The 5570-nt window shown below is 56.9% G+C and carries 5 protein-coding genes; all 5 read right to left on the bottom strand.

Annotated elements, in window-relative coordinates; translation table 11 throughout:
- Positions 1-165 precede the first annotated feature (165 nt).
- The 5 genes from VGL22_RS20330 to VGL22_RS20310 all read right to left on the bottom strand — a co-directional run bounded on the left by VGL22_RS20330 (position 166) and on the right by VGL22_RS20310 (position 5443).
- Positions 166-726: an ImmA/IrrE family metallo-endopeptidase gene (locus VGL22_RS20330; RefSeq protein ID WP_465268791.1), complete on the bottom strand. Its 561-nt coding sequence runs from the start codon at positions 724-726 to the stop codon at positions 166-168.
- On the bottom strand, positions 723-1082 hold the full coding sequence (locus VGL22_RS20325; RefSeq protein ID WP_465268790.1) for a helix-turn-helix domain-containing protein: 360 nt from the start codon (positions 1080-1082) through the stop codon (positions 723-725). Before VGL22_RS20325 ends, VGL22_RS20330 begins: the two co-directional genes overlap by 4 nt.
- Positions 1083-2253: 1171 nt before the next feature.
- Positions 2254-2391 carry a helix-turn-helix domain-containing protein gene (locus tag VGL22_RS20320; RefSeq protein WP_465268792.1) on the bottom strand — a complete coding sequence of 46 codons (138 nt, stop codon included), beginning with the start codon at positions 2389-2391 and terminating at the stop codon, positions 2254-2256.
- A gap of 321 nt (positions 2392-2712) precedes the next feature.
- The gene (locus VGL22_RS20315; protein ID WP_465268789.1) at positions 2713-5019 is read right to left on the bottom strand and encodes a helicase-related protein; all 2307 of its coding nucleotides are present in this window, start codon (positions 5017-5019) and stop codon (positions 2713-2715) included.
- Between the two features lie 175 nt (positions 5020-5194).
- Entirely contained in the window at positions 5195-5443 is a 249-nt protein-coding gene (locus VGL22_RS20310) for a PIN domain-containing protein (protein ID WP_465268788.1), read from the bottom strand.
- Positions 5444-5570 lie beyond the last annotated feature (127 nt).

Raw genomic sequence — 5570 nt, 5'->3', positions numbered from 1 at the left:
GGGGCATCGAAAGGTGATTAGGAGTGCGGAAATTGACTTGCCAGCTTCACTGTCGTTAAGTCCTTCGGCGATTGGCGAGCAACTCAGCGCGCTTTGCGGCTACAGAGGCGTTCATCGAGACCGATACTCTATATGCTGCTCCTCGATGACCGAATCAACGATGACTCAGTGATAGGATCGACTGTGTCGAATTCGAGCGCCGCTCCCATTGATGCGCATTCGGAGTAGCGCATGGCTCACGCCATACGTTTCGCAGGCCGTATCTTCATCGAACCCTTGCCGCACGATGTGCAGGGCCGCTTCGTTGGAAACAAGAATTGTGGGACCAAGCCAACTCGCCTCGTCCTCAATGTCGCGGTCCACATTTCTGCACCCCGATGGATCGATCGGGTAGGTAAAAGGGTGACCGAGCAGAAGGTGGGCCAACTCATGCGCGAGGTTTCCGCGCTGACGGCGCGGATCATGGCTATCATTGTGAACGATAATATGCTGACCGGAATCTATCGGCAGGGTTGCGGCTGAGAATGACCCGTTGTCGGCGATCGACAGTCGCCTCACAGCCGCTTGACAGTCCCCCTTGAGCATGCTGAGGGGCACGATCTCGATGCTCAACCGCTCGGCAATAACCCCCAGGTCAATCGGGGACTCCGGGCTTTTGCCCTGGCCCTTCCGAAGGCGAACGGAAATCTGGTTTGGACGCGTCTTGAAACCTCGTCTCAGGCTCATGGCTCTTTCACCCGGAAGCGCTTGTATGCCGCCTTTAGAATCTGCTCGATGGCTTCGGCGCTCTCCCTGCTGAGACTCTTATCCGCACGCAGAACGGCGGTGATCTGCGCCAGCGGCTCTGCTGTCTTTTTCTTTTCCGCTCCAGTATCTCGAATGAACATTTCAGCCAGAAGACCCGACCAGCGCAGGAGTGCGGCCAGCCCATCCACGTCTGGACGCTTACCCTGTGCCATTCGCGTCAGGGTAGACGCGCTGACGCCAGCTTCGGCGGCGACGTCCTTCCAGGTCAATCCCATTGCCAAGCGCTGGCTGTCTAGGGCGGCATGGAAGGCACCTACGTCGAAATTCTCTGACATTCTCTGATTCTCCTAAATTGCGATATTGCAATCGCGCGTCACTTGTGCAATCATGGATACTGAAATTGCAGATTAGCAATTTCGAGTCTATATCGCAATCGAAGAGAGGGAGATGGAATATAGTCAGCCACCCTCCCAAGTTCTCACTGAGTACCACGATCCGCATCCACACCGCCGCGCTACTTGGGGGAGTACGTTGGGAGATTCTGCAATGATGGCCCAGCCCTCCGCATCGCCCAGTAGGCACGAAAACTAACCTTTTCAAAACAAAGGAGATGAGATTATGGCAACGGTTTACGTTGAAGCCCGGCCTAAAGGCCGCCCTGAAGGGTCGCACATCGATGACTATGTGGTCGAGACTCAAGGCGACGAAGTGCTTGGCACATTTAGCACTCAGAAAGCAGCAATCGATTGGGCGAAGGCAAAGGGGTACTCCCCCCATGTCGCTCGTGTCCGGCGCTTGAACGACAAGAGAAGGCCTGATCACTGGCGGGCGGTCTAACGACATTACGATGATTCGAAATCGGAGGCACCATGAACGCTGCGAACATTACGCATGGTCTAAAGTTGGCTGGCGGAAACACAAGGATGTGGGTGGGAGTGTTGGTGATTGCGATCGTATCTTCAATCGCACTCAATTGGCTGGCGAAAGAAGAGAACAGACAGAATATTGAGCGTGGGCTTTTCGGTTAAGAACCACAGCTCAGGTCGAGCGCGGGCGGTATCGACAGAGATCGAGATCTCTTCGTTCCGCGCTGATCGCATTCGGCTATTGTCCAAACAGAAAGTGATCGGAGGAAATCAGATGAGAGAGCCAGGATTAGATATGCGCCACCGTGACAAGGCTCCACCCAAGGCGGGCGAGATTCAACAGAAACGAAGCGACACCTTGAATCGGAACTTGAGCAGGCCGATTCCGCAGTTCCGTTCGGATGCTACTCTCGGAACGATGCGCGAAGAAACTGGCAAAGTGAGTGAAGAAGCAGTTCGAAGAGCTGCGCGAATCTTACGGCCCGATAAGGGCTGAGGCCTTGGCGCGTTGCAGTTCTATCTACATCATTTATTCCGATAGCCGGTTGGCGTCCATCGATTTGCCGACTTGGGAATCTTCGCTGACGATCACAACCCAACACGCTCGTTGAACCGCGACTGCGATCTGATTGTGATGCGATTACGCCGCTGATTTACCGATTCCTCTGTGCTTTCGGTAAAACGTCGTCTTGCCGATTCCGAGCAACCGTGCCTCAAGAGGTCTACGATTCGATCTCTCGAAAGCTGCCACGATCATCGCTCGCTCCACCTCCGCCATCGTCGGAAAGACTCCCATCTCTGGAACCGGCGCTAACACGAGCGGAGCTACTGACTCCACACACTGCTGCGTCAACCGCTCGGTTGCCGTCGAGATCAATCTGGAGGCCTGTTCGAGCTTCTGAAGGCATAGCGGGTCCTGCCGGATCACAACCTTCTCTACTACTCTCTCAACAATCCTCACGACCCGGCTCAGGCAGAGTTGTCCCACAACGCCGGCAACTGGCTCGATCGCTCCATTGGACGAGTTCGCAACTCCGGCAACGAACCTTTTCCCGTTCCTCGCTCATGGTTTCACCTCTCAAATTGAAAGCGTGCTGGCTCAATCGAAGAGACTGAGCTGCACGTTAGCTTCTGTGGCGGTTGGCCAAAGCGCGGCCTTCTTCCGCTTCTTTGAAGGCAGATTCGGCTCGATCAGGTGAATTCCGAAGGGCCTCGGTGCCGGTTCTGCTGCGGTCACACCCGGCAGGTCGAGCACCGGATCGGCCACCTCTTCGAATTCTGGTAGCGCAGCAGCGGGCCGCGGTTGCACCTTCTCACGTTCGTGGCCGAGGTCCCGCCACACGGCGTCGGCGGATTCTCCAACACCGGCCTTTTCGACCAATTCCCGCGCCATCGCGCTCATCAGGTCTTCGTCGGTGTCGAGCGCCTGTAGCCCTTCTCCCGAAAACTTGCCCTCCATCATGAGCGCAACCAGCATCTTCTTGCCCATCAGGCGGAGGCACGTCTCCTGCATGGTCCCGGAGTAAGTGACGAACTTTACCCGCACCGGGAATCTCTGCCCGATGCGCCACGATCTTCGGCTCGCCTGGCGCAAGGTATGCAGCGAGTAGCTGGTTTCGTAGAAGTAGAGTGTTGGAAAAGCCAACAGGTCCAATCCCGTCTCAACCAACTTCGGATGGCAGATCACCACCTGGACGCCGGCTTTCAACTGCCGCTCGTACCAATCTTCTCGTTTATCGGTGGCAACGGATGAGCGAAGGACGGCGACGCGAATGCCCTCTTGACGCAGCACAGCCTCCAATCGCAGCGTGACGTCTTTCTCGCCCGTATAGGTAGCATAGACTTGGCAGCGCCGTCCCTGCCGCAACTCCTCTTTGACATCGGCGATCAGGGCGCGCTCCTTTGCGTAGAGAGCCTCCCGCGTGAGGTTCTCCGGTTCCGTGACCAGGAACTTCACATACTCCTTCGTTTGCGGATCGAAGGCCCGGGCCCAAATCTGATCGAAGTCGTAGGGATGATCGGGATAAAGCAGGAGCGTGTTGAGCAGAATGCTCATCAGGCTCTTGTTGCCGCGATGCGCTTTCATCGCGGAGCGAATATCCTCCTCAAGCTGTTCGTATGCTTTCTGGAGGACATCGTCCATCTCAACTGAAAGAACGCTCTCGTCGTACGCGGGGAGATTGTCCGAGATGTCCTCAAGCGACAGAAACGCCGTCGTGGTCATCAGGAACTTGCCGAAGAGCATCGGCGAGGCTCCTGGCTTGCGCAGAACCCGAACCGTCTTCTTGGTGGCTCTCGAACAGGCGTTGTCTGCTTCTTCCACCTTCTCGATGGTTTCGAGAACTCCGTACTGCTCCTGGAAATCCCGCCTTCCCTGCCCTCCATAGGCGAAGCCCTCGCGCACCATCGCGTGCGGTTCCATGCGGTAAAAGATGTTGAACAGGTCGTCGGCATAGCCGCCCATCAGCGTTCCGGTGAGCGCGATCAATCTTTGTGCAGCGCGCCCGAGCACGCCTAGCCCATTGCCTTGCGCTGTGTCGCCGGCTAGCTGATGCAACTCGTCGGCAATCGCGAAATCAAACCACCCGCGCATGTAGCGCCCGATGTACTCGATTGGTGCCATGCGTTGAATGCGCTTCCGGTCCGCCTGCCACAGCGCGGAGAAGCGCGTGGTGCCGCCGCGGGGCGCGGTCAGAGCCTCCGAGACCTTGAGTTTGTCGGTGAAGTCAAGCGCGGTAAGCTTCTGCATCTCGGAATCGAGAATGGCAACGCCGGAATCCGGATTGACGACACCGCCCAGATTCGGCCCGGACTTTGCCTTGAAGTAGACGTGCTCCCAGAAATAACCCAGCTTGCCTTTGTCTTTGCCGGTAATGAAGAACGTCGGCCCAGGAAAACGCTCCCGCCACTCCTTGCGGCCCATGCGCCGCATTTCCGCCAGGCTGAGACGCTTGCCCTCGTACACCGTCTTGCCTTTGCTCAGCTTCACCTCGCAGATGCCGTGCGGCCGGCTGGGATCGCCGCCATTGCGCATGTCCTCGATGAGAAACGTGCGGGCTCGCGGTATCGTCAGCAAGACTTCGCGCGCCCACTTGTGCGTGATGTGCGAGGGGCACATCACCAGCGTGGTACTAGGTCGCCCATCTGCCAGCACATGGATTGTGCCCAAAGCCATGTACGTTTTCCCCGCTCCACATTCGGCGACGATGCGCGCAGCTTTGGCCATACGCAGATACTTCGCGGTTCCGGTAATGGCGAGCGCCTGAGCTGGCAACGCCTTACGCAGAAGTGCTGCGAGAGTCGGTGCAACGGGATCTTTCGTGCTCTGCAATGGGGGGTAAGTCTCGAGAATGCGCTCGGCCAATGCGGCGCCGAATTGACGCAGATACTGGAAGGTAGTCTCCATGGAGAAACCTCGTGAAGGCTGATGACTGGGTTTTAGGGCAGTCGGTCGCAGGACGGCGACGATGGGATAAGTCGATGGTGAGAAACAAGAAGAACTGAAGCTCTTAAGACAACAACGGGCGCCCCTTAAGGAGCGCCCGCTGAGATTGGCAGAGTGCGTTCGACAGGAAAATCCTTTACCAGATAACAGGAACCACGCCCGACTTCTTAATCAGCTTGTCGTGCGTGACGAGTTGGATTCCTTCGACCAGCGCAGTAGCTCCAATTAGTCGGTCCTGGGGATCTTTCGGATACGAATCGGAAAAGCTTACCGCACGGGCGGCGATCTCTGGCGTAATGGGAAGCACCGTCATTTTGGAAGCGCACAGGCGAACGAAGGATTCGACGCTGAGTGTGGTTTCTACTCGCCCCTTTCGGCAAGCCAAGCCAACTCCAGAAGGGTAATTCCTGCAATCGCAAGTCCGCCTTCAACACGAGCGGCGCGGATTGCCTCCTTCGCGCGTTTCGACAGTTTGTTCGGTTCAAAGGCGAGCCAAATGACGATATGCGTGT

Source organism: Occallatibacter sp. (assembly GCF_036502485.1).
Classification (GTDB): Bacteria; Acidobacteriota; Terriglobia; order Terriglobales; family Acidobacteriaceae; genus Telmatobacter.
This window is presented reverse-complemented; position numbering and strand designations above follow the sequence as displayed.